This is a genomic window from Mesorhizobium monacense (assembly GCF_056781675.1).
The window spans coordinates 3,257,783-3,279,946 of the sequence record NZ_CM165567.1 but is presented as its reverse complement, the minus strand read 5'-3'; the positions used below and the strand labels follow the sequence as shown (position 1 = coordinate 3,279,946).

Below are 22,164 nucleotides of genomic sequence, written 5' to 3'. Positions count from 1 at the left end.
CACCATCGCCGCGCGTCATTGCGCAGCAATCATCCGAGCGGCAGAAATCCGGCAAGGTCAAGTGCGAAAGATAAGCGAAAGGCGTTGCCACGGTCCCGATCGCATGCCGGCCTCGGCCATGGCTGCTTCGTGCGCCGTCAGCCCGTCGAGATAGGCCAGCATCTGTGTGGCCTCGCCGCCGCAGAATTCGACGCTGCCGGTCGACAGGATCCGGTGCATTTCTTCCCGCGCCATGGTCGACGGCGAAAAGGGTTCGTCAGCCTTTAGATGCATGATCGACCTCCAAGGTTGGCGGCAAGGGCGCCAGGGGCAATGCTCGTCGGCTTTGTCTTGTGTGAGCATCGCCGAACCGGCACCTCCGCGTCCTGAAAGGCTGCTGATTTTTTGCTGAAATCGCGGTTCGGCCCGCGCTCTCACCGGCAGACAGTTAGCCTGCACCTTCGTCATATCGATGTCTCGGCAAAGCCTGTCGCAGGGATGGATCGCTGGTTGCTAGTCGCTCGCCAGCTTTTCCAACGAGGGGCAATGCGGTCGGGGGCCGACGGGAACGATCTCATAGCCGGCGGCGATCAGCTGGAATTTCATCTCATCGAAATGCCGCTTGGAGCCGCTGACGATCGCGTCAGGCGTGTAGTCCCAGCCATTGCGGGCTGCACTTGCCAGGATGTCGGCATAGAGGCGCATGCTGGCGATTTTCACGTCCGATTCCACCAATTGCCTGCACCCGCTTGCGAAAGACGGCGGCGGTGCAGCGGACAAACTCAGGATCGCGGATACCAGCACTATGGAAACACGTCGCATGGAAACCTCCCTTGATTGCAGCCTGTTGCTGCAAGGGGAGCTTGCGCCCTGTGCGCCTGCGGTGGGATCGGCCAGATGCGGTGTTTTGGGTCCTGCATTTGTAGTATTTTGCTGCGGCAGGCGTTGATAATGTGCCTGTCCGCGGGCAGGGGACCAGCATGAACCACAACGCGACACCGGCTACGTCTTCACCGTCCTTGCCGGCTCTGACCGAGCGTGAGCGCGCGGTGGCGGAGAAGTTTGCGGCAGGCCTGACCTATCGCGAGATAGGCGAGGCGCTGTTCATTGCGCCGTCGACGGTGCGCACCCATCTCGCCGCGATCTATGAAAAGCTCGGCGTCCGCAACAAGGTAGCACTTGCCGCGTATATCAACCGCGCCCCGGGCGTAGCGCCGGACGAGCCGTCGCCCTTGCCCGACGCCCTGCCGGTGCTGGCCATATTTCCGATCGAATGCCTGAATTCCGAAGAGCGCTGGCGTCGCTTCGCCGACGGCTTGTCGTCGGACATCAGCATTGACCTCGCACGGTACGCGGATCTACCGGTGATCGCTTTTCACACCATGAAGTCGCTGGGCAGCAAGCCCGCCGATTTCGTGGCCGACGGCAAGGCGCTGGGCGCCACCTATATCGTGTCGGGCCAGCTGCGTGCCGACGACACCCGCATCCGGCTGACCATCGAGCTCGCTGATGCGAGGAATGGCGTCAGCCTGTGGAGCGAGCGCTACGACCGCCCGGTCGAGGACATCTTCGCGCTGCAGGACAGCCTGACCGAAAGCGTCATCAATGTGCTCGCCGGTTGTTTCGGAGCGATCGCCACGATCGGGCGCAACGCGGTTCGCCGCAAGCCGCCGGCCAGCCTGCGCGCCTTTGATCTTTATCTGCTGGGCGTCGAGCAGCACAACACCTTTAGCCGCGCCGGCAACGCGGAAGCGATCCGGCTGTTTTCGCGCGCGCTGGAGCTCGACCCGACCCTGGTCAGGGCCTGGACCGAGCTCGCCTACGCCTATTCGATCGAAGCCGGCAACTGTTTTGGTCGCGATCCCAGGGGATCGATCGAGAAATGGCGCGCGGCGGTCGAAAATGCGATCCGGCTCGACCCGTTCGACAGCTGCGCCTGCAACTGCCTTGGCGATCTCATGGGATGCTTCGGTGACCTCGAGGCGGCGGAGCGCGCCTACAAACGAGCCTACGAGTACGGCTCCAACCATGCCGACACGCTGGCGTTGCTTTCCGGCAGCAAGGCGCTGGTCGCCGGCGATCCGGCCGAGGCGATCCCGCTCATCGAGCGCGCCATGCGCCTCAACCCGCTCGCCCCGCCCTGGTATTTCGGCATGCAGGGCCGCGTCCTGTTCTGCGCCGGCAGGCACCGGGAAGCCATTGCGGCATTGCGCAGAAGCTCGCCGGATTCCCCCAATGTGCTGATGTTCCTGGCGTTGGCGCATGCGGCGGCGGGTGAGGGCGCCGAGGCGGCCGGATTCGTGGCCCGGCTGCGTGCCGAGTTTCCCGACTTTTCCGTCGAGGGCTTCATCTCTGGCTATCCCGTGACCAACCCGGACGCCGTGCGGGCTATTCGCGATGCTGCGAGGCTGACGAAGCTCAGCTGAAAGTTGAGGGAACTACACCCAGCCCGCAAACCGCTGCGGCCGCAGCCCCGTTCCCACAGGGGGAGAAGGGAAGGCCACCACCACCCCCACTTGTACCGCGCGCGCCTCTCAGCATAGCCTAGCCGAGCCTGGCGGGAGGAGAATCGCTTGGACACCAATGTCGTCATTGTCGGCGCCGGGCCGGCGGGTCTTGCCGTCGGCGCCTGCCTGAGGCGGGCGGGGGTGGACTTCATCATTCTCGAAAAGGCCCATGAGGTAGCGTCGGCCTGGCGCCGCCACTACCGGCGGCTGCATCTGCACACGGTGAAGTCGTTCTCCTCGCTGCCCTTCGTGCCGTTCCCGCGCGATCATCCGCGCTACGTGCCACGCGAAAAAGTGGTCGCCTATCTCGACGCCTATGCCGAGCGCTTCGAGCTCCGGCCGCGCTTCGGCGAGACGGTGACGGCGATCCGGCGCGACAATGGCGGCTTTGTCGTCGAGACCGGATCGGACAGGCTGACATCGCGCCACGTCGTCATCGCCACCGGCAACAATGCCGAGCCGATCGTCCCCAGCCTTGCCGGCATCGAGGCGTTCAAGGGCAAGGTCCTGCACAGCGCCGACTATACCGAAGCAGTACCCTTTGTCGGTCAGAAGGTGCTCATCGTCGGCATGGGCAACACCGGCGCCGAGATCGCGCTCGACCTTGCCGAGTCCGGCGCTCATCCGACGCTGTCGGTGCGCAAGGGCGTCCATATTGTGCCGCGGCAATTGTTCGGCGTGCCGATCCAGATGGTCGGCATTGCCAGCCGGCCGATGCCGCAGGCGCTGAACGACTGGATGTTCCCGATCATTCTCGACTTTGCGCTGGGCAAGCTCGAGAAATACGGCATCGTCAGGCCGAGAGAGGGCATCCTCAAGCAGGTCGACGCCGGGCGCATCCCGGTCATCGATGTCGGCACGGTGGCCGCGATCAAGTCCGGCAAGATCAGCGTAGCGCCAGACATCGCCGGCTTCACCGAGCACGGCGCCGCCTTCACCGGCGGCCGGCAAGAGGCGTTCGAGGCCGTCATCCTCGCCACCGGCTATCGGCCGGCCTACGACAAATTCCTGCCGGCGGAGCTGCGGCCGGCCAAAAGCGGCGTCAATCCCCGCGCTTCCGAACTCGGCCTCTATCTGGTCGGCTTTCACAATCCGGTCACCGGCCTGCTCAGGGAAATCGGGATGGAGGCGACCGCGGTGGTGGCCGACATTGAGCGGCGGGGCTGAGGCGGCGCCGGTAAGCCCTGCCGCATCGCCTTCGGCGTGATCGCCGCCTATCAGCTCGGCCTGAAGGTCGGCCATGCGCGGACTGCGACATACGGGTCGCCGGACACGACGACCGTCCGCTGTCGCGCTACGCCTGCCCGCCGATCACGACCGTGGCGCAGAACTACAACGAGATCGGCCGCCTCGCGATCGAACTCCTGCTGGAGCGGCTGGATGAAAAGCCGCTGGCGGCGAGACAGGCAAGCGGCCGCATCCTGCTCAACGCCGATTTGATGCAGCGAAGCTCGGCTTAAGTCTTGACGCGGCTTCAGCGGAGACCCTCAAGGCGCTTCGCCACTTTCATTCAGCAGCCACTGCCGCACGGCTTGCGTCGGCTCGGGGTGACGCTGCTTCCTCGGCACCACGACGTGGAAATCATAGGTGCCGCGCATTTCCGCGCTGACCGGCTGGACCAGCCGGCCGGCGGCGATGTCGGGCGCGACGAGGAAGCGGCTGGCCAGTGCGATGCCCTGGCCGGCGATGGCCGCGTCGATCGCCAACGCGGTCTGGTTGAAGCGCATGCGCTTGGCCTCGACCGTCATCTTGAGGCCGAGCGCCCGCTCCATGAATTCCGGCCACAGATTGTGCGCGTCGTGCATCAGGACATGGTGCTGGATGTCGGCCGGCGCGATCCCGCCGACACCGGGTGGCAGCAGGGCAGGGCTGCACACGGCGACGATCTGCTGCGGGAACAAAAGGTCGACGATGAGGCCGGGACCGAACGGCGGCTGTCCCTGCCGCACCGCGATGTCGACGCCGTCGGCCTGAAAACTCGACAGGCTTTCGCTGGCGAGGATGCGCAGGTCGACCAGCGGATTGTGCGCCACGAATTCCGGCAGCTTCGGGATCAGCCATTTGGTGGCGAAGCTCGGCGTGACGCTGATCGTCAGCCGTGCCGGTTCGGGGCGCAGCAACGCCGTCGCCTCCGAGATCAGCTCGAAGGCGCGGCGGATGTTGGGCACATAGGCGCGACCCTCGTCGGTCAGCGCCAGGCCGCGCGGCAGCCGCTCGAACAGCTTTGCGCCGAGGCTGGCCTCCAGCCCGCGAATGTGCTGCGCCACCGCGCCCTGCGTCACGTTGAGCTCATGCGCGGCGAGGCGGAAGTTGAGGTGCCGCGCCGACGCCTCGAAGGCACGAAGCGCATTGAGCGGTGGCAGGCGGAGGAAGGCTTCGGGCATCGAGCAGTTTTTCTACAGTCTGATTTCAGGCTTTCTGGTTCGAATCAGTGGCGAAAACTGGATATATCATGGCAAGAACACCGAGGATATCGTGGCTTGCCGCACCGGAAGGACGGAAAAATGAGTGTAGAAAAAGTGGCAGTGGTCGTTGCCGGCGGCAGCGGCATGGGCGCGGCGGCGGCAAAGCGCCTGGCGAGTGACGGCTTCAAGGTTGCCATCCTGTCCTCCTCCGGCAAGGGCGAGGCGCTGGCGAAGGAACTTGGCGGCCTCGGCGTCACCGGGTCCAACCAGTCGAACGACGATCTGCAGCGCCTCGTCGACCTGACGCTCGAGCGCTTCGGCCGCATCGACGTGCTGGTCAACAGCGGCGGCCATGGGCCGCGTGCGCCGATCCTCGAAATAACCGACGAGCAATGGCATACCGGCATGGACGTCTACCTTCTCAACGTCATCCGGCCGGTGCGCATCGTGGCGCCGCAGATGGTCAAGCAGAAGGCCGGCGCCATCATCAACATCTCGACAGCATGGGTCGTCGAGCCGAGCCCGATGTTCCCGACCTCGGCCGTGTTCCGGGCCGGCCTTGCCGCCTACACCAAGATATTCGCCAACACCTACGCCGCCGACAATGTGCGCATGAACAATGTGCTGCCCGGCTGGATCGACAGCCTGCCCGCCACCGAGGAGCGGCGCGACAGCGTGCCGATGCAGCGCTACGGCACTTCGGAGGAGGTCGCCGCGACGATTGCCTTCCTCGCCTCGGACGGCGCCGGCTACATCACCGGCCAGAACATCCGCGTCGACGGCGGCATCATCCGCGCGATCTGAAGCCCGCGGGTTGCAGGAATCGGGTGGCGTGTGTCGCGGGCAGCGTGAAAAATCCGGTCCGGCTGCACGAGGGACCGCCATGCTCACGCTTCACGATTATCTGCCGTCGCAAAATGGCTGGAAGGCCCGGGTCCTGCTCGGGCTGCTCGGCATTGCCTATGACAGCCGCATCGTGTCGATCTTCGAGGGCGAGAGTCACACCGATGCGTTCCTGAAGCTCAACCCGGCCGGCGCCGTGCCGGTGCTCGAACTCGAAGATGGCAGCGCGATCGCGGAATCGAATGCGATCCTCTGCTATCTCGCCGAGGGCACGGCCTTTCTGCCGCAGGATCGCTACCAGCGCGCCAAGGTCATGCAGTGGCTGTTCTTCGAGCAATATCATGTCGAGCCGGTCATTGGCTCGCTGCGCTACTGGACGCTGACCGGACGGCTCGAGCGCAACCAGGCGATGGTTTCAAGCAAGCGCGAAGCCGGCGCCCGCACGCTCGCAGTACTGGAGCGCAGCCTCCCCGCAACTCCATTTCTTGTCGGCGACGATCTCACCATCGCCGACATCGCGGTCTATGCCTACAGCCACCGTGCGCAGGACTGCGGCTTCCTGCTGACGGACTATCCGGCGGTGCTTGCCTGGGCCGACCGCGTACAGGAGGCCATCGGCCCCGGCTACCCCGTGCATCCTTACAGCATCGACCCGCATTCCGGCGGCTGAGTGGCCGGGCGCGCGAGGCGCCCGGTTCCAGTATCGTCAGTGTTTGCTCTTGCCGGTTCCGACGTTGCTGCCACCGATCGGAATGCGCCTGGATTTGGCCAGGGCGCGCTGGGTCTTCGGCAGCGTCACGGTGAGCACGCCATTGTGGAAGGCGGCGCGGACCTTGTCCTCCTCGACCTCGGTGCCGAGCGGGATGCGCCGCTCGAAGCGGCCGTAGAAGCGCTCGGAGAACTGCTTGTCCTTGTCCTCGGTCTCGGCGCGCTTTTCGCCGCGTAGCGTCAGCATGCCGTCGTCGAGCATCACCTCGACATCCTTTTCCTCCATGCCTGGGATGTCCGCCGTGACGCGGATCTCCGTCTCGCCATCGGAGATTTCCACGCTCGGCCAGTTGGCCCGAGCGCCAAAACCCCCGACGAAGGACGGCAGCCGCGTTTCGAAGCCGCGCATTGCGTCGTCGAACAGGCGGTTCATCTCGCGATGCAGCATCATGAAGGGATCGCGCTCGCCCTCGCGATAGAAGTTCGGAGCCTGACTGCCTTCCCGGCTCCAGGGCATGAGATCACGAATAGCCATTTCATTGGTCTCCTTTTCTCGACTGGTCACATCAGGCGATGCCGGCCCGCATCCTGTGTTCAGCCTGGATCCGCAGACTCTCAAGTCGAACCGTGCCGCCGCCCCGGGTTCGAGGCAGGCGGCCAAAGAGCCGACGCTCCCTGCGCCGGTTCCGTTCGGCAAACCGGCAAATGTCGAACTGGAGGTTGCCGGCCCGAAGTCAAGACCCAGATTCCATCCCGCGGCAGATTTTACCGATGCCGGTCTCCGGCTGACCGCCCCATGGCGTCGCACCGGCACCCTTGCATCGGGCACGGAGGACACCATGACACGCAACGACATCATTTCGGTTCTGGGGCCCGTGGACGACACAGTCATCGCCGACGTCGCGCTGACCGGCGCCAGCCTCGAGGAATTGCGCGAAGCCTTCGCTTGGATCGGCGCCGACGAGGCGCTGGTCAATGAGGGCCATCCCTTGCCAGGCGCCAAGGTGGCGCAGCTGATCGAAATTCTCGAGGTGCCGGAGGATGAGGATGGGCCGACGGCGCCGGCGGCGCAGGGGTTCGGAGAGTAGGGCAGTAGGGCAGTAGGGCAGTAGGGCAGTAGGCATGCACGGGTCCGCGCCACCTTTCCCTACTCCCCTACTGCCCTACTCCCCTACTGCCTATTCCCCTTTCCCCTACGCTCTCGACAGCACCCTGCGCATGATCAGCGAGGCGTGGCCGCCCACGCCATGCGCAGCTTCCCGCTTCTCGACCACTTCGAAGCCGTGCTTGCGGTAGAAGGCGATGGCCCGGTCGTTGCCTTCGATCACCTCCAGCGCAATGCTCGCAATGCCCGGATGGGCGGCAAGCACCGCATGCAGCATGTCTGTCGCCAAGCCTGTACCGAACTCGCTCTTGTCGACGTGCAGCCGGTCGAGCATGACGTCGCCCTTGTCGTCCATCGCCGCCATCGCGTAGCCGGCGATCGAGCGGTCGGGCATTTCCGCCACGAAGGACATCTTGTTGTCGTCTTCGAGTTCCGCCGCCAGCCGCTCCGGCGCGTGCTTGTCATCCGATAGCCGTGCCGTGGTCTCGGCGCCCAGGATCGGCGCATAGGTCCGCCGCCAGGATTCGCCCAGCAGTCGCGACACCGGCGTCACGTCCTCCCCGCTCATCGCCCTGATCTGGGCCATCGCAAACTCCTGTCTTGAACTGCAGCCCGATCCTCACCGATCGATCATCGACATCGTCCGCTCGCCGTAGCGCGGGCCCGCGACCTTGCCTGGCGCGAGCGCCACATCGAGTGCCAGCATTTCGGTGGCATCGAGTTCGATCGCCGCCGCCGCAACGTTTTCCTCCAGATATTGTCGACGCTTGGTGCCGGGGATCGGCACGATGTCGATGCCGAAATCATCGCCCTTGTGCAGCAGCCAGGCCAGTGCGATCTGGCCGGGCTTGACCCCTTTGACGCCGGCGATGCCGCGCACCGTTGAGGCCGCCGCGACGTTGGCGTCGTAATTGGCGCCCTGGTAGCGCGGGTCGCCGCGCCGGAAATCACCCTCCGGATAGTCTTCGGCGCGCCTGACGTCGCCGGCCAGGAAGCCGCGGCCGAGCGGCGCGAACGGCACCAGGCCGATGCCGAATTCCTTGAGCAGCGGCATGATCTCCGGCTCCAGGTTGCGCTCCCACAGCGAATACTCGCTCTGCACCGCCGACACCGGATGCACGGCGTGCGCGCGGCTTATGTTGGCCGCACCCGCTTCCGACAGGCCGAAGAAGCGCACCTTGCCCTCGGCGACCAGCTCGCCGATCGTACCGGCCACATCCTCCATCGGCACATCGGGGTCGACGCGGTGCTGGTAGAGCAGGTCGATATGGTCGGTGGCGAGCCGGCCGAGCGAGCCTTCCACCGCCTCGCGGATATGTTCGGGCCGGCTGTTGCGGTCGGTGCCGACCTGCTTGCCGTTCTCGATGCGGAAGCCGAATTTGGTGGCAATCGTCACTTCGCCGCGTCGGCCCTTCAGCGCGCGGCCGAGCAACTCCTCATTGATGTAGGGGCCGTAGACTTCCGCTGTGTCGAGGAAGGTGCAGCCGAGCTCGATGGCACGGTGCAGCGTCGCGATCGACTCCGCCTCGTCGGCCGGCCCGTAGGACTGGCTCATGCCCATGCAGCCGAGCCCGATCGCCGATACCTGCAGCCCGTGGCTGCCGAGTTTGTGTGTACCGAGGGTCATCTGCTTGTCTCCGGAGAAAAGTATCTCGATGAAAACTATAGGGGCCGCCTGCCTGGCGTCCAGCCGGCCGAAGGCGCGGCGAGGGGGAGATCGCGCGTCGCCGTCTCGGAAATTGACTCAATCGCCGCTCTCCGCCATCCTTATGGCTGGCCGCCCATGGCGGCCATGTGTGAAGAGTGAGCCGATGGCCAGTCCTGTCACTGCCCAGAAATCCAAGCGCGCCGCGGTGCGCAAGGCGCTCGATCGCCACAAGGTCTACGTCACCGCGCAGAGCTTTTCCGGCGGCACCTATCAGGCGCGCGTGCTGGTCGACGGCGAGGCCTATTGGGTCGACGAGTTCCGGCTGAGCCAGCTGCAAAGGGGCTTGTCACCTGCCGAACTCGAACTGACGCCGGCCACCGACGATTGAGCCACCGACGATTGAGCAGCCGTTGCATCCCGCCTAGCATGCTCGGATGACCACCCCGCCGAAACTCAAAGCCTATCGCGCCAAGCGCGAATTCACCAAAACGCCGGAGCCGGCGGGCGGGCTTGTCGCGGGCGAAGGCAACCGCTTCGTCGTCCACAAGCACCATGCGACAGCCGATCACTACGATCTGCGCCTGCAGGTCGGCGATGTCCTGAAGAGCTGGGCGGTGCCGCGCGGGCCCTCGCTCAATCCCGCCGACAAGCGCTTGGCGATCGAGACCGAGGACCATCCGCTCGAATATATCGACTTCGAGGGTGTCATCCCCGAAGGCGAATATGGCGGCGGGCCGATAATCGTCTGGGACACCGGCACCTGGGCGCCGATGGATGATGTCGAGAAGAGCCTGCGCACCGGCGCCTTCAAATTCCGGTTGGCCGGCGACAAGCTCAATGGCGGCTGGATGCTGACCAGGCTGAAGCCGAAGCCCGGCGAGGACGAGGGCAAGAAAAACTGGCTGCTGTTCAAGGAGCGCGACCTCGCCGCCGACACCAAGCTCGACATCCTCAGCGAGCGGCCGGAAAGCGTCAAATCCGGCCGTCGCATCGAGGAGCTGGTAGCAGCGCCGAAGCCTGCCGCAAAACCTGCCAAGCCGCTTGTACTCAAGCCCGGCGCGCTGCCCGGCGCCGTGCAAGCACCGCCGCCATCGCGCATCGAGCCGCAGCTGGCGACGCAGGTGGCAAAACCGCCGGGCAGCGACGATCCCGCCGAGCGCACCGGCGAGGCCTGGCTGCACGAGATCAAGTTCGACGGCTACCGCACGGCTGCCCATCTGGTGGCGGACGGAGAGGTCAGGCTGATCACCCGCGGCGGCATCGACTGGACCAAGCGTTACGGCGATCTGCCGCATGCCTTCGCAAAGCTGCCGTGCCGCGATGCCATCATCGACGGCGAGATCGTCGTGCTCGACGCCAAGGGCATCAGCCGTTTTGCGTTGTTGCAGGATGCGCTGGCCGAAGGCGCCGGCAACAAGCTGCATTTCTACGCCTTCGATCTACTCTATCTCGACGGCTGGGATCTCAGGAAAGCACCGCTCGCCAGGCGCAAGGCGCTGCTGTCGCAACTACTTGCCGGCCTCGCCGCCAATTCCGCCATCCAGTTCTCAGACCATGTCGAGGGCGACGGGCAGGGGCTCTATGACCAGGCCTCCGAACTTGGGCTGGAAGGCGTCGTCTCCAAGCGCGCCAGCGCCACCTATCAGAGCGGCCGCACCAAGAGCTGGACCAAGGTCAAGGCGCTGCAGAAGGACGATTTCGTCATCGCTGGCTACACCGTCTCCGACGCGGCCGAAGGCTTGGCGGCGCTCGGCATGGCCGAATTCGAAGGTGGCGAACTGCACTATCGCGGCAAGGTCGGTACCGGCTTCGATGCCGAGACCGCACGCGAATTGCTCGCCCGGCTGGAGCCGCTCACTGCAGGCGCCACGCCGCCGGAGGGCGTGCCGCGCGAAATCATGCGCGAAATGCACTGGGTGCGTCCGCTGCTGTCGGCCCGCATCCACTATGCCAATCGCACCGCCGATAACGCGCTGCGCCACGGTGTCTTCCGTGGCCTTAGGGATGTCGGCCTGTCGACGCCGGTTTCGGCCAAGCGCAAGCGGCTGATTTCGGAGGCCGACCTCGCCACCATCTGGGTGACCAACCCCGAACGCCGGCTGTTCGGCAAGACCGGGCCGACCAAGCTCGACATCGCCGTCTACTACGCGCTGGTCGGCGACTTCATGCTGCCGCACATCATCGGGCGCCCGGTGTCGCTGGTGCGCTGCCCGACCGGCCTGCCAAAGGACTGTTTCTTCCAGCGCCACGCCTTCACCGGCATGCCGCCTTCGGTCGCTGTCTTCGAGTCGACCAATTCCGAGGGCGAGACCAAAACCTACCTGTCGGTGGAGGATGCAAAAGGCTATCTGGCGCTCGCCCAGTTCGGCGTCGTCGAGTTCCACACCTGGGGCACGCATCGCACGAAACTCGACAAGCCCGACCAGATCGTCTTCGACCTCGATCCGGGCGAGGGGATTTCGTGGCGCGAGGTGGTCGAGGCCGCAGTTCACATAAGGGCCGGATTGGAGGCGCTGGGGCTGGTGCCCTTCGCCAAGACGTCCGGCGGCAGCGGCATTCACATCACCGTGCCGGTGACGCAAAAGCAGAACTGGAAGAAGCTGCACCAGGCAACCAGCGCCATCTCCACCCATCTGGCGGCCACCGCGCCCGACACCTTCACCACCACCATGGGCAAGGAAAACCGCAAGCGCCGCATCTTCATCGACTACCACCGCAACGCCCGCGGCCACACTTCGGCGGCACCCTATTCGCTACGCGCGCGCACCAACCTGCCGGCCTCGACCCCGGTGAGCTGGACCGATCTGGAGTCGATCGATGCGCCGCAGGACCTGAATTATGCCTCGCTGCCGGGCCTGCTGGCGACGTCGGGTGATCCCTGGGCGGAGATTGATGAGTTTGCGCGGGATTTGCCGGTGATGGCGGGGAAGTAGCTTACGCGTGAGTGCGGAGCGTTCTCGTCTTTCGTCATCCTGGGGTGAAGGGATGGGCGTCGACGCTTCCTACAATTTGAATTATTCTCCGCCTCCAGCCCCATACACGGCAACCCAACCCGCGCTAAAACATTTCGCTAGGGATTTGCCGGTATCTTGAGGCTCGATGTAGGATTTCCGCAGCCTCCTTCGTCCTTCGGACGAAGCGCTGCAAGAAGTTTGTCAGTGCATGGCCGCGTAGGAGTGTTTCATGGCGCCCAGGGCAAGTTGGAAAGGTTACCTCAAGCTCAGCCTCGTCAGCTGTCCGGTGCGGCTATACCCCGCCACCAGCGCGAGCGAACGCATCAGCTTCAACCAGCTGCATAAGAAGACCCACAACCGCATCAACATGAAGCCGGTCGACCCCGAGCTCGGCCTGGTCGAGCGCTCGGACCTGGTCAAGGGCTACGAATACGAGGACAAGCAGTACATCATCATCGATGATGCCGACCTCGACGCGGTCAGGATCGAATCCAACCACACGATGAACATCGAGGCCTTCGTCGACGAGGGCGAGGTGGATGTCATCTACCAGGACGCGCCCTATTATTTGGCGCCGGATGGCGCCATGGCCGAGGAAACCTTCGCCGTGCTGCGCGAAGCCATGCGCAAATCCGGCAAGTTGGCGATCGCCCGCCTTGTCCTGTCCAGCCGCGAGCGCGTGGTGACGATCGGCGCGCGCGAGAACGGCATGTTCGTCTGCACCTTGAGGAACCCGAACGAAGTGCGTGGCACGGCTGAATATTTCGGCAACATCCCCGCCGGCAAGCCGGATGCCGAAATGCTGCAGCTCGCCGAAGCGCTGATCAAGCAGAAGGAAACCACCTTCGATCCGAAGAACTATGAGGACCGCTATGAGGTCGCGCTGATGACGATGATCCGCGAGAAGCTGAAGGGCCACAAGCCGATCATCGCGGCGGCCCCCGAGCGCGGCAACGTCATCAACCTCATGGATGCGCTGAAGGCCAGCCTCTCGCAGGCGGCCAAGCCCCCGGCCAAGTCGAAAAGCAAGGCCGATGACGAGGCGAAACCGGCGGCCAAGGCCAAGGCCGGTGCTGCCAAGGAAAATCCGTTGAAGGCCAATTTGCTGAAGGCCGTCGGCAAGAGCAAGGCGTGACGGGAAGCAACGCGCCTGTCATCGCTCCCGGCGCCGTCTTCGGCGTCGTCGGCGCGCTGGCGGCGTTTCCGCTCAGGCTCGCCGCGCGCGAGGTCGGGCGCCGGCAGGGCCAGTTGCGGCGCGGCGTCACCCGGCGCACAACCCATGTCGTGTTCGGCCGCGCGCTGCTCGCCAAGGCCGCGATCACCAAGAACGGCGACGCCGAGATCGAGCGCCGTGTCCTGGCCGAGCGCGCCGCCGGCCGCGCGCTCACCAGCGAAAACGGCTTTTTGCGCCTGCTCGGCCTGATGAAGGCGCCGGAAGCGTCCGCGCTTTCAAGGCAGTCGCTCCTCGACCAGTCCAGGCTCGGCACGGCCGATCTCGACCTGCTTTCGCTCTTCGATGCCTTCGAGCACGATGGCGAACCCTATTCCTTCCGCGACCTCATCCTCGCCCGCAAATATGCCGGGCTGATATCGGGCGGCGCGTCCTGGGGCGCGATCGCGCGCTCGGTGCACCGCTCCGGCCCGGTCGCCTCGCTCACCGCCAAGTCGCTCAATGTCGGCTCGCAGCACGGACGCTCGGATGCGATCTATCTGGAGGATGGCCAAAGCGAGCTCGACGGCCAGCTGCTGTTCGATCTCGGGTCTCCTGATGATGACACGCTTGAGGAGCTTTTTGCGGGTGCCGAAGCGGCGGAAGATGAGGGCTGGCACGACGATGCTGCAGCCCTCTACCAGCGCTGCCTGGCCATCGACCCGACCGACGCCATCGCCGCCTTCAACCGCGCCAACTGCCTGCGCGGTGCCGGCCGCACGGCGGAAGCAGCACACGACTACGCCCGCGCCATAAAACTCGACCCGGCTTTCGTCGAGGCCTGGTTCAACCTCGCGGGCCTGATGAGCGATGAGGGGCGCGTGGCCTCGGCACGCCGGCATCTCGTCAAGGCGATCGCGCTCGACAGGAATTATGCCGATCCGGTGTTCAATCTCGCAAGGCTGGAATTCGACGCCGGCAATCTCACTGAGGCCCGCCGCCGCTGGGTGCGCTATCTCGAACTCGACGCCGACTCCGAATGGGCGCGCATGGCAGCAAAGGGCATCCAGTTCGTCGATCTGCAGCTGGCGCGGACGGCGGGGTGAGTTCTTCCCTTCTCCCCTTGTGGGAGAAGGTGGATCGGCGCGTTGGCGCCGAGACGGATGAGGGGTGCTGGAAGGAATGAGGCGTGGCAGACCTGTCACCACGCGCCGGACCTGGACGGGCGTTTCCGCCAAGCTGGAACACCCCTCATCCGACCGAGCTTCGCTCGGCCACCTTCTCCCACAAGGGGAGAAGGGGTAACCAACGCTGGAGCGCCCCATGACATACTTTCTCTTCGACGGCGACGACACCGCCCCAGTCACCATCCTGCTCGCGCATGGCGCCGGCGCGTCGATGGACTCGCCCTCGATGACCGCCACCGCCAAGGCGCTGGCCGCCGCCGGCTTCCAGGTTGCGCGTTTCGAATTCCATTATATGGCGGCCCGCCGCTACGGCCATCGCAAGCCGCCGCCGCGCGCCGAGACGGTGAACCCGGAATACGTCAAGGCGATCGCCGACCTCAGGGCAAAGGGCGTGACCGGTCCGCTGATCATCGGCGGCAAGTCGATGGGTGGACGCGTCGCGTCGATGATCGCCGACGAGATGTTTGCCAAGGGCGAGATCTCGGGCCTCGTCTGCCTCGGCTATCCCTTCCATCCGCCGGCCAGGCCGACGCAGTTGCGGACAAAGCATCTCGCGGACCTGAAAACGCCGACGCTGGTCTTCCAGGGCACGCGCGATGAGTTCGGCACACCGGACGAGGTCGCCACCTATGGCCTTTCCGATGCAATTGAGGTGATCTGGCTGGAGGACGGCGACCACGACCTCAAGCCGCGCAAGGGCATTTCCGGATTCTCCACCGCCGACCATCTGAAGACGCTGGCGGAGACGGTGAAGGTGTGGGCGGGCAGGGTGTAGGGTGAGCGTCGTCCTAGCTCTCTTTTTGGATGTCGCGCTGCCCCTCATTGTCCTGCCGGACATTTCTCCCCGTATAGTGACGGGGAGAAAGGGCCGTCATCTCCGGTTTCGCCAGCCACAAACCTTGCGCCGAGGTCGCGGTCAGCCCTCTTCTCCCCGTCCTTATACGGGGAGAAGGTGCCGGCAGGCGGATGAGGGGCGGCGCCGACCTTTGCTGTTGGCCGCGCAATGAAGCTCGCCAGCTTCAACATCAACAACGTCAACAGCCGGCTGGAAAACCTGCTGGCCTGGCTCGCCGCGGCAAAACCCGACATAGTCTGCCTGCAGGAGCTGAAAGCGCGCGACACGCAGTTTCCGCGCTCGGCGCTTGCCGCGGCCGGCTATGGCGCGGTGTGGAAGGGCGAGCCGACCTGGAACGGCGTTGCCATTCTCGCGCGCGGTTCCGAACCAGTGCTGACCCGCGATGTCCTGCCCGGCGACGAGGCCGACAAGCAGAGCCGCTACATCGAGGCGGCTGTCGGCGGCATCGTCATCGCCTGCCTCTATGCGCCGAACGGCAACCCGCAGCCCGGCCCGAAATTCCAGTACAAACTGGCCTGGCACGAAAGGCTGGAGGCGCACGCCGAGCAGCTGTTCGACACCGGCCTGCCCGTGGCGCTGATCGGCGACTACAACATCGTGCCGGAACCGCGCGACATCTACCCGACCCGCTCCTATGACGACAACGCGCTGGTGCAGCCGGAAAGCCGGGCGTCGTTCCAGCGGCTGCTCGACCAGGGTTGGCTCGATGCGCTGCGCAAGAAGCATCCGAAGGAGACGCTTTACACATTCTGGGATTACCGCCGCAACCGCTGGCCCCGCGACGCGGGGCTCAGGCTGGATCACATACTGCTCTCCAAGAAGCTGGCGCGCCGGCTCACCGCCGCCGGCATCGACCGCGATGTGCGAGGCGAAGACGGCGCCAGCGACCACGCCCCGGTGTGGGTGGAGGTGCGGTAAGGGAGACGCCTCCCTTGTCCCACAACAAGGAGAGAAGGGGAGGCGCCATCTGTCCAGCAGCCACATCCCAAGTTAGGTTGCGGGCAAAGCACCACCACGGATCGCAACGATGCCTAGCCTATTCGCCAAATCCGACACATCCCCGCCGAGAGGTGCCGGGCTTGCTTGACATCGGCCTGACCGCAATCCTCGTCACCTCCTGCGTTATCCTCACCGCTGCCGCGCTGCTTGCCTTGCTGCTGCGGCAGGCGCGTGAGCGCAAGATCGCCCGGCCCCGGGCAGATCCCGCCAACGACTATGCGGTGCGCACACGCTGGAGCCCCAGCACCACCAGCACGCTCAACTTCTCGTCCTTCGTCTATATGGATGTCGATGGCGACGGCAAATACGGCCTCGCGGACCGGCCGATGGCTGGCATCATGGTGCGGCTGTTCGACGAGCGGGGCGCCTTCGTCAAGGCGGCGCGCAGCAACAATGGCGGCTTCGCCAACTTCACCATGTCGACGAAGCGGCGCCGGACCGCACTGCGTGCGCCAGGTCTCTACCGGTTTTCGGTTTCCGTGCCGCCGGGCTGGCGTGCCAGCGGTGCCAACGAGAACCAGTCGATACGCCTGCACGCCGCGCCCGAATCCCTTGTTGGCCTCGCCGGCGATAGCCTGCCGACGCCGGTCGGCCTTGTGCCCGGCCGACACCTGGCGGGCAGGATGCCGGTGGCAGCAGAAGCGACACTTTCGGTGATGGGCAAGGGCGAGGCTCTCGAAAGCCGGACGCTGGCCCCAGGCTCGTCCTTTCGCGTCGATCTCGCCGGCGAGGCTGATGCGGTGGAGATCTCCGGCGGCGGCCTCGACCGGCGGCTGGCGCTATCGTCCTATCCGACCGATCTCGGTCTGCTGTCGCCCGGCTCCGTCGCGCCGGACGCACCGCTGCGGACGATCGGCTTCGACGACGTCACCAAGCGCAGCCTGCGCAAGGTCCCCTGCGGCCATGCCGGGCTCGACTGGCGCAATCTCAACGCCATGTCGCGTGACAACACCAGGAACAGCGAGGGTTACGTCAACGGCAATGTATCGGGAGACCACATCGCCTACACCAGCAGCGGCCATCCGGCCGAATTCGGCCGCGATCACCCCTTCGGTTTTCACTCGGTGATGCTGACCGCCGCGTGGCTGGCATGCGAGGGAGAGATTGCGCTGGTCGAAAGCTGGCTAGGGGAGGAATTGCTGCGCAGCGACGAGATCGTCCTGTCGGCGCTGGCGCCGTGCCACTATGCTCCGCTGCTCAAAGCGGTGACGCGGGTTCGCCTGTCGACCAGGCACCATTGGCAGCTTGTCGTGGATGACCTGGTTCTGGTCTTCTGAGATCAATCAGGGCGTTGGGTTCGAGAGCGCGCCGTTGGCGGTGATCGCCGAAAGCCTGTCCTTCTTGACAAGCGTTGGCTTCTCATAGGTCTTTTTCATGCCTGACCTCTCCAAAAATCTTGTGCCGACGACATCGGCTTGCCGTCTTCGTTAGTCACGGCTGCTCAGTTTGTTGTGTGCTTGGATTATTGTGGCGTTGGGCCGGAAGCACCGTTGACGGCCGTGATCGCGGAAAGTCTGCCCTTCTTGACAAGCGCCGGCTTCTCATAGGTCTTTTTCACGTCCAAGTCCTCCAAGGTCTTATGCAGTCAGGTTGCCATCTTTGTTCAATCAAGCATGCCGTCTGGCCGTCGAAATCAGCCTGCGGGCCCGGTGGGGCCGGGAGCGCCGTTGGCGGCCGTGATCGCGGAAAGCCTGCCCTTTTTTACAAGCACCGGCCTCTCATAGGTCTTTTTCACGCTCGAACTCTCCAGAATATCCCACCCGGATAATGTCAGACTCCTGTTTCCTGTCAACCATGCTGGCCTATGTTGTTGTTTATTCTTGGGGAAGTCAGTGTTTGTGCTGCGGCCGCCGATCTTACGCCACCCGAAAGGCTCCACCGCTGCCCTCTAAGCATCCGGATATTCGCGCCCTGGCCGCATAAATCTGTGATTCGAGCCTCTCCGAAACAGGGACATCCCTGATCGAGACATATTTATCCCCGATCTTGCAATTTCGGGCACTTAGCCTTCGTGCCGAGCTCGGCTAGGATGGTGATGCCGCTTTCTTCCCGCGGGGGAGGCAAGCCGCCGCAGCGGGGGGAACCGATGAACAGGTCTGTCGATAGGCTGCTGGCGTTTCTTGTGCTGGCCGTTTCCTTGGCCTGCCTGGCGCATGCGTACCTGCTGCCGGGCACTTTCGTCTTGAGCCGCCTGGCGCATCCGCTGGCGGATGCGGCGTCCCTGCGGCTCGCGGCATTCCTGGCGGCGGCCCTGGTCTGCGCGCTCGGCGCGCTGCTGTTCTGGCAAGGCCGGTTGCCGGGCCGGCCGGGCCACCAGCGCGGCGCGCCGCTGTTCGGGCGGGCAGCGGAAGTGCAGGTCTCGGGCAGGCCGCGCCTGCGCCTGGTTTTTCTTGTCCTGCCGATGCTCGTCGTGCTGGCGCTGCTGGCCGACCAGTTCGGCCCGTGGCGGACGGGCGGGGAGGTGCCGGCACCCGGCGAGCCAAAGGACGTCGCCAGCGCTCCGCCGCAGCCGGTGAACCCGCCGCCGGCCACGCCCGCTCCGGCGCCAGTCGCTCCAGCACCAGTCACTCCGCCACCAGAGCAGGCCGTCAAGACACCGCCTCCAGCAGAGCCGGCGCCGGTCACGCCGCCACCAGCTCTTGCGCCGGCAGTAGCTCCGGAAGAACCGCCAAAGACGGCACTGGCACCTGCGCCGCCGCAGGCTGCCCCGCCGCCACAGACCGTGGCGCCCCCGCCACCATCCGCGCCGTCGCAACCCACCCAGCCCGACGGCCATCGCGACGCAGTGGTTTGGGTGGCGGTGTCGACTGACGGGCACGAGATCATGAGCGCCAGCACCGACCGCATGATCAAGCTCTGGGACATCGACGGCAAGCGGCTGATCCGCGATCTCGGCGTCCACAAGGACATGGCGCGCACGGCTCTGTTCATGCCCGACGGAAAGCGGGCACTGACTGCCGGCGACGACGGCGAGATCGTGCTGCGCCAGCTTTCGGATGGGGCAGTGCTGCACGTCTTTTCCTCAGGGACGAATGGCGGCGTCAGGAACCTGGCGATCAGCCCGGACGGCAGATTGGCCGTCAGCGGCCACGACACCGGCAGCGTCATCGTCTGGGACATCGACAAGGGCAGTGTCCTGCATGTGCTGCCGGGCCACGACTGGTCGGTCAGCGCCGTCGCCGTCTCGCCTGACGGCATGCGCGCCATCTCGGGCAGCATCGACGGCGAGTTGAAGCTCTGGGACATCGTTTCAGGCAAGCAGCTGCGCAGCTGGCACGGCCACGAGCAGGGCACCTATGGCGCCGTCTTCACCGCCGACGGCCGCCATGCGGTGACCGGCAGCGGCGACTACACGATCAAGCTCTGGGATCTCGACACCTTCAAGGAAGTGCGCCGCTTCGAGGGCCATTCCGGCACCGTCTATGAAATCGCACTGTCCTCCGACGGCAAGCGGCTGGCTTCGGTCTCGCTCGACGGCACGGCGCGGCTGTGGAACATGGACACCGGCGTTGAGATTGCCGAGTTCGATCCAGGCACCGGGCCGCTTTATTCGGTCGCCTTCGCCGCCGACGGCACGCTGCTCACCGGCGGCTACGACCGCACCATCAGGGACTGGCCAGCGGCAGGTGGCGACGGCGTGGTGCTGTTCGCCGGCGCACCGGAGTGAGATCGGACATTCGCCGCCGGAGCTTTCACACCCCCTGTGGCCTGCCGGCCAGAGGGGTGTGAAGAAACGCCAACTGGGCCACCCCATGTCCGATTTCCACATCGTCGAAGTCTCGATCGCCGACCTGCGCCGCGCGTTGGAGGACGGCACCGTCACCAGCGTCGAACTGGTTGGCGCCTATCTGAGGCGCATTGCGCACTACGATCGCCACGGCATCGCGCTCAACGCCGTGCCTGTCCTCAACCCAGCAATGTTCGAGGAAGCCGCCGCGTCCGACCGCCGCCGCCGCGAGGGCACTACGCTAGGCCCTCTGGACGGCATCCCCTATACCGCCAAGGACAGCTACAAGGTCGCCGGCCTGACCGTGGCTGCCGGCTCGCCGGCCTTCGAGCGTCTCGTCGCCAGCGAGGACGCCTTCACCATTGCCAGGCTGCGCGCCGGCGGCGCGGTGCTTATCGGGCTGACCAACATGCCGCCGATGGCCAATGGCGGCATGCAGCGCGGCGTCTATGGCCGCGCCGAAAGCCCCTACAATGCCGACTACCTGACCGCCGCCTTCGCCTCCGGTTCGTCCAACGGCTCGGGCACGGCGACGGCCGCGAGCTTCGCTGCTTTCGGGCTCGGCGAGGAGACGTGGTCGTCCGGCCGGGCGCCGGCCTCCAACAACGCGCTGGTCGCCTACACGCCGTCGCGCGGCGTCATTTCGGTGCGCGGCAACTGGCCCTTGGTGCCGACCATGGATGTGGTGGTGCCGCATACACGCAGCGTGCCGGACATGCTGGAGCTGCTCGATGTGATCGTCGCCGACGACGCGGAGTCGCGCGGCGATTTCTGGCGCGCGCAGCCCTGGGTGGCGCTGCCGAAGACCAGTGACGTGCGGCCGCAAAGTTACACAGCGCTCGAGCTGGAGGGCGCACTGCGCGGCAAGCGGCTCGGCGTGCCCAAGATGTATGTCGGCCGCGATACGCAGGCCACCAAGCCGATCGAAACACGCGCCTCGGTGCTGGACCTGTGGCAGCAGGCGGCGCGCGATCTGGAGCGGCTCGGCGCAAAGATTGTCGAGGTCGATTTTCCCGTCGTCTCCAACTACGAGCGCGACCACCCGGGTGCGAAAACCATGGTCGAGCGCGGGCTGGTGCCGCAAGAGTTCGCCGGGCGCGAGATCTGGGATCTCTGCATCTTTGCCTGGGACGACTTTTTGCGCGCCAATGCCGATCCGGCCATTCCCGATCTTGTCTCGGTCGACGGCCCGAAGATCTTCCCGCAGCCGCCGGGCGCGCTGCCGGATCGCTATGGCGATGACGGTTTCGATCTGGCGGAGTATGTCGAGCGCGCGAAGCTAGGCGTCGCGCCCTTCGCCGATATCCCGACGCTGGAAGCGGGCCTGAAGGGCCTGGAGGCGACGCGGCGGATCGACTTCGAGGAGTGGCTCGACGAGCAAGGCCTCGACGCGGTGGTGCTGCCGGCCGTGGCCGATGTCGGGCCGGCCGATGCCGATGTCGACGAGGCTTCGGCAGCCCTTGCCTGGCGCAACGGCACCTGGGTCGCCAACGGCAATCTGGTCTGGCGTCACCTGGGCATCCCGACCGTCACCGTGCCGATGGGCACCATGGCCGATATCGGCATGCCGGTCGGCCTCACCTTCGCCGGCAAGGCTTACTGCGATGTGGAACTGCTTCGCATGGCCGGCGACTTCGAGCGCTCAGGTGCCCGCCGGACAAGCCCGCCGCGTACGCCGGCATTGCCGGACGATGTGTTTGCGCCGCGCGGGAGGGGTGCCACCGCTCTATCCATCGACGCACCGCTCGCCATTGCGCTGACCGTCGAGACGGTTAGCGCTGGCAACGATGATGAGATCGTCGTCACACTGGACATCGATATTGCTAATGCGGAGGACGCGAGCGTTCATGTCAATGGCGAGCCGGTCCCGTTACAACGAAGCGGCAACCGCTGCGTCGGCCGGATCGTGGTGCCTGCTTCAACCCATCAAGGCTTCCACAGCGTCTGGCGCGGGTCCTACGGTTCGATCGTCACCGCCATTGTGCGTCGGGCAGACGGCCGCACCGCCGGCGCTTATGCGGTGACGGGCGGGATCGGGTGAGGGGCTGGCGATCTCCCCCACATGGGGGGAGGTCGAGCGCTCCGACGCCTTATCC

General features: G+C 65.5%; 22 protein-coding genes and 1 pseudogene. 15 read left to right on the top strand and 8 right to left on the bottom strand.

Annotation, left to right across the window (positions count from 1 at the left end; translation table 11 throughout):
• Nucleotides 1–57: 57 nt before the first annotated feature.
• Both AC1RUK_RS15935 and AC1RUK_RS15930 read right to left on the bottom strand, forming a co-directional pair.
• Nucleotides 58–447 (bottom strand): hypothetical protein, encoded by a 390-nt coding sequence (locus AC1RUK_RS15935; RefSeq protein WP_481834856.1) that lies wholly within the window; start codon nucleotides 445–447, stop codon nucleotides 58–60.
• Between the two features lie 45 nt (nucleotides 448–492).
• Nucleotides 493–699 (bottom strand): hypothetical protein, encoded by a 207-nt coding sequence (locus tag AC1RUK_RS15930; RefSeq protein ID WP_436174207.1) that lies wholly within the window; start codon nucleotides 697–699, stop codon nucleotides 493–495.
• A gap of 260 nt (nucleotides 700–959) precedes the next feature.
• Here AC1RUK_RS15930 and AC1RUK_RS15925 point away from each other — a divergent pair, with 260 nt between their 5' ends.
• The 3 genes and pseudogenes from AC1RUK_RS15925 to AC1RUK_RS15915 form a co-directional block, all read left to right on the top strand.
• A complete protein-coding gene (locus AC1RUK_RS15925; protein WP_481834857.1) occupies nucleotides 960–2,405 on the top strand; it encodes a LuxR C-terminal-related transcriptional regulator in 1,446 nt (481 codons plus the stop codon).
• A gap of 147 nt (nucleotides 2,406–2,552) precedes the next feature.
• Nucleotides 2,553–3,653 carry a flavin-containing monooxygenase gene (locus AC1RUK_RS15920; protein WP_481834858.1) on the top strand — a complete coding sequence of 367 codons (1,101 nt, stop codon included), beginning with the start codon at nucleotides 2,553–2,555 and terminating at the stop codon, nucleotides 3,651–3,653.
• Nucleotides 3,654–3,674: 21 nt separating this feature from the next.
• A pseudogene (locus tag AC1RUK_RS15915) lies at nucleotides 3,675–3,946 on the top strand (substrate-binding domain-containing protein); the annotation flags it as partial.
• A gap of 27 nt (nucleotides 3,947–3,973) precedes the next feature.
• Here AC1RUK_RS15915 and gcvA read toward each other — a convergent pair.
• Nucleotides 3,974–4,870, bottom strand: coding sequence for a transcriptional regulator GcvA (gcvA, locus tag AC1RUK_RS15910; protein WP_481834859.1), 897 nt, complete (start codon nucleotides 4,868–4,870; stop codon nucleotides 3,974–3,976).
• Nucleotides 4,871–4,990: 120 nt separating this feature from the next.
• Between gcvA and AC1RUK_RS15905 the strand changes: the two genes are divergently transcribed.
• Both AC1RUK_RS15905 and AC1RUK_RS15900 read left to right on the top strand, forming a co-directional pair.
• The gene (locus tag AC1RUK_RS15905; protein WP_481834860.1) at nucleotides 4,991–5,695 is read left to right on the top strand and encodes an SDR family oxidoreductase; all 705 of its coding nucleotides are present in this window, start codon (nucleotides 4,991–4,993) and stop codon (nucleotides 5,693–5,695) included.
• A gap of 79 nt (nucleotides 5,696–5,774) precedes the next feature.
• Nucleotides 5,775–6,404 (top strand): glutathione S-transferase family protein, encoded by a 630-nt coding sequence (locus AC1RUK_RS15900; protein ID WP_481834861.1) that lies wholly within the window; start codon nucleotides 5,775–5,777, stop codon nucleotides 6,402–6,404.
• Between the two features lie 36 nt (nucleotides 6,405–6,440).
• Here the strand turns inward: AC1RUK_RS15900 and AC1RUK_RS15895 are convergent, their stop codons facing one another.
• The gene (locus tag AC1RUK_RS15895; protein ID WP_481834862.1) at nucleotides 6,441–6,977 is read right to left on the bottom strand and encodes an Hsp20/alpha crystallin family protein; all 537 of its coding nucleotides are present in this window, start codon (nucleotides 6,975–6,977) and stop codon (nucleotides 6,441–6,443) included.
• Nucleotides 6,978–7,281: 304 nt separating this feature from the next.
• On the opposite strand from AC1RUK_RS15895, the gene AC1RUK_RS15890 reads away from it, so the two are divergent.
• Nucleotides 7,282–7,530, top strand: a complete 249-nt coding sequence (locus AC1RUK_RS15890) for a hypothetical protein (protein ID WP_481834863.1) — start codon at nucleotides 7,282–7,284, stop codon at nucleotides 7,528–7,530.
• Between the two features lie 105 nt (nucleotides 7,531–7,635).
• On the opposite strand, the gene AC1RUK_RS15885 is transcribed toward AC1RUK_RS15890, so the two are convergent.
• Nucleotides 7,636–8,133: a GNAT family N-acetyltransferase gene (locus AC1RUK_RS15885; RefSeq protein WP_481834864.1), complete on the bottom strand. Its 498-nt coding sequence runs from the start codon at nucleotides 8,131–8,133 to the stop codon at nucleotides 7,636–7,638.
• A gap of 33 nt (nucleotides 8,134–8,166) precedes the next feature.
• A complete protein-coding gene (locus tag AC1RUK_RS15880) occupies nucleotides 8,167–9,174 on the bottom strand; it encodes an aldo/keto reductase (RefSeq protein ID WP_481834865.1) in 1,008 nt (335 codons plus the stop codon).
• 184 nt (nucleotides 9,175–9,358) lie between these two features.
• Here AC1RUK_RS15880 and AC1RUK_RS15875 point away from each other — a divergent pair, with 184 nt between their 5' ends.
• From AC1RUK_RS15875 to AC1RUK_RS15845, 7 genes are all read left to right on the top strand, one after another.
• Entirely contained in the window at nucleotides 9,359–9,583 is a 225-nt protein-coding gene (locus AC1RUK_RS15875) for a hypothetical protein (protein ID WP_120016037.1), read from the top strand.
• A gap of 46 nt (nucleotides 9,584–9,629) precedes the next feature.
• Complete coding sequence (ligD, locus tag AC1RUK_RS15870; protein ID WP_481834866.1) at nucleotides 9,630–12,128, top strand: DNA ligase D; 2,499 nt, start codon at nucleotides 9,630–9,632, stop codon at nucleotides 12,126–12,128.
• 250 nt (nucleotides 12,129–12,378) lie between these two features.
• Nucleotides 12,379–13,284, top strand: coding sequence for a non-homologous end joining protein Ku (gene ku, locus AC1RUK_RS15865; protein WP_481834867.1), 906 nt, complete (start codon nucleotides 12,379–12,381; stop codon nucleotides 13,282–13,284).
• Nucleotides 13,281–14,405: a tetratricopeptide repeat protein gene (locus AC1RUK_RS15860; RefSeq protein WP_481834868.1), complete on the top strand. Its 1,125-nt coding sequence runs from the start codon at nucleotides 13,281–13,283 to the stop codon at nucleotides 14,403–14,405. The genes ku and AC1RUK_RS15860 overlap by 4 nt, the downstream gene beginning before the upstream one ends.
• Before the next feature lie 217 nt (nucleotides 14,406–14,622).
• Nucleotides 14,623–15,261 (top strand): alpha/beta hydrolase family protein, encoded by a 639-nt coding sequence (locus tag AC1RUK_RS15855; protein ID WP_481834869.1) that lies wholly within the window; start codon nucleotides 14,623–14,625, stop codon nucleotides 15,259–15,261.
• A 228-nt stretch (nucleotides 15,262–15,489) separates the two neighbouring features.
• A complete protein-coding gene (locus AC1RUK_RS15850; RefSeq protein WP_481834870.1) occupies nucleotides 15,490–16,260 on the top strand; it encodes an exodeoxyribonuclease III in 771 nt (256 codons plus the stop codon).
• Between the two features lie 161 nt (nucleotides 16,261–16,421).
• Nucleotides 16,422–17,618, top strand: a complete 1,197-nt coding sequence (locus tag AC1RUK_RS15845; protein ID WP_481840294.1) for a hypothetical protein — start codon at nucleotides 16,422–16,424, stop codon at nucleotides 17,616–17,618.
• A gap of 6 nt (nucleotides 17,619–17,624) precedes the next feature.
• Here AC1RUK_RS15845 and AC1RUK_RS15840 read toward each other — a convergent pair whose 3' ends face one another.
• Nucleotides 17,625–17,717: a putative RiPP precursor gene (locus AC1RUK_RS15840; RefSeq protein ID WP_120016031.1), complete on the bottom strand. Its 93-nt coding sequence runs from the start codon at nucleotides 17,715–17,717 to the stop codon at nucleotides 17,625–17,627.
• A gap of 86 nt (nucleotides 17,718–17,803) precedes the next feature.
• The gene (locus AC1RUK_RS15835; protein ID WP_481834872.1) at nucleotides 17,804–17,899 is read right to left on the bottom strand and encodes a lasso RiPP family leader peptide-containing protein; all 96 of its coding nucleotides are present in this window, start codon (nucleotides 17,897–17,899) and stop codon (nucleotides 17,804–17,806) included.
• 528 nt (nucleotides 17,900–18,427) lie between these two features.
• Between AC1RUK_RS15835 and AC1RUK_RS15830 the strand changes: the two genes are divergently transcribed.
• Both AC1RUK_RS15830 and AC1RUK_RS15825 read left to right on the top strand, forming a co-directional pair.
• Nucleotides 18,428–20,008, top strand: a complete 1,581-nt coding sequence (locus AC1RUK_RS15830; RefSeq protein ID WP_481834873.1) for a WD40 repeat domain-containing protein — start codon at nucleotides 18,428–18,430, stop codon at nucleotides 20,006–20,008.
• Between the two features lie 85 nt (nucleotides 20,009–20,093).
• Nucleotides 20,094–22,109, top strand: coding sequence for an amidase (locus AC1RUK_RS15825; protein ID WP_481834874.1), 2,016 nt, complete (start codon nucleotides 20,094–20,096; stop codon nucleotides 22,107–22,109).
• Nucleotides 22,110–22,164: the final 55 nt, after the last annotated feature.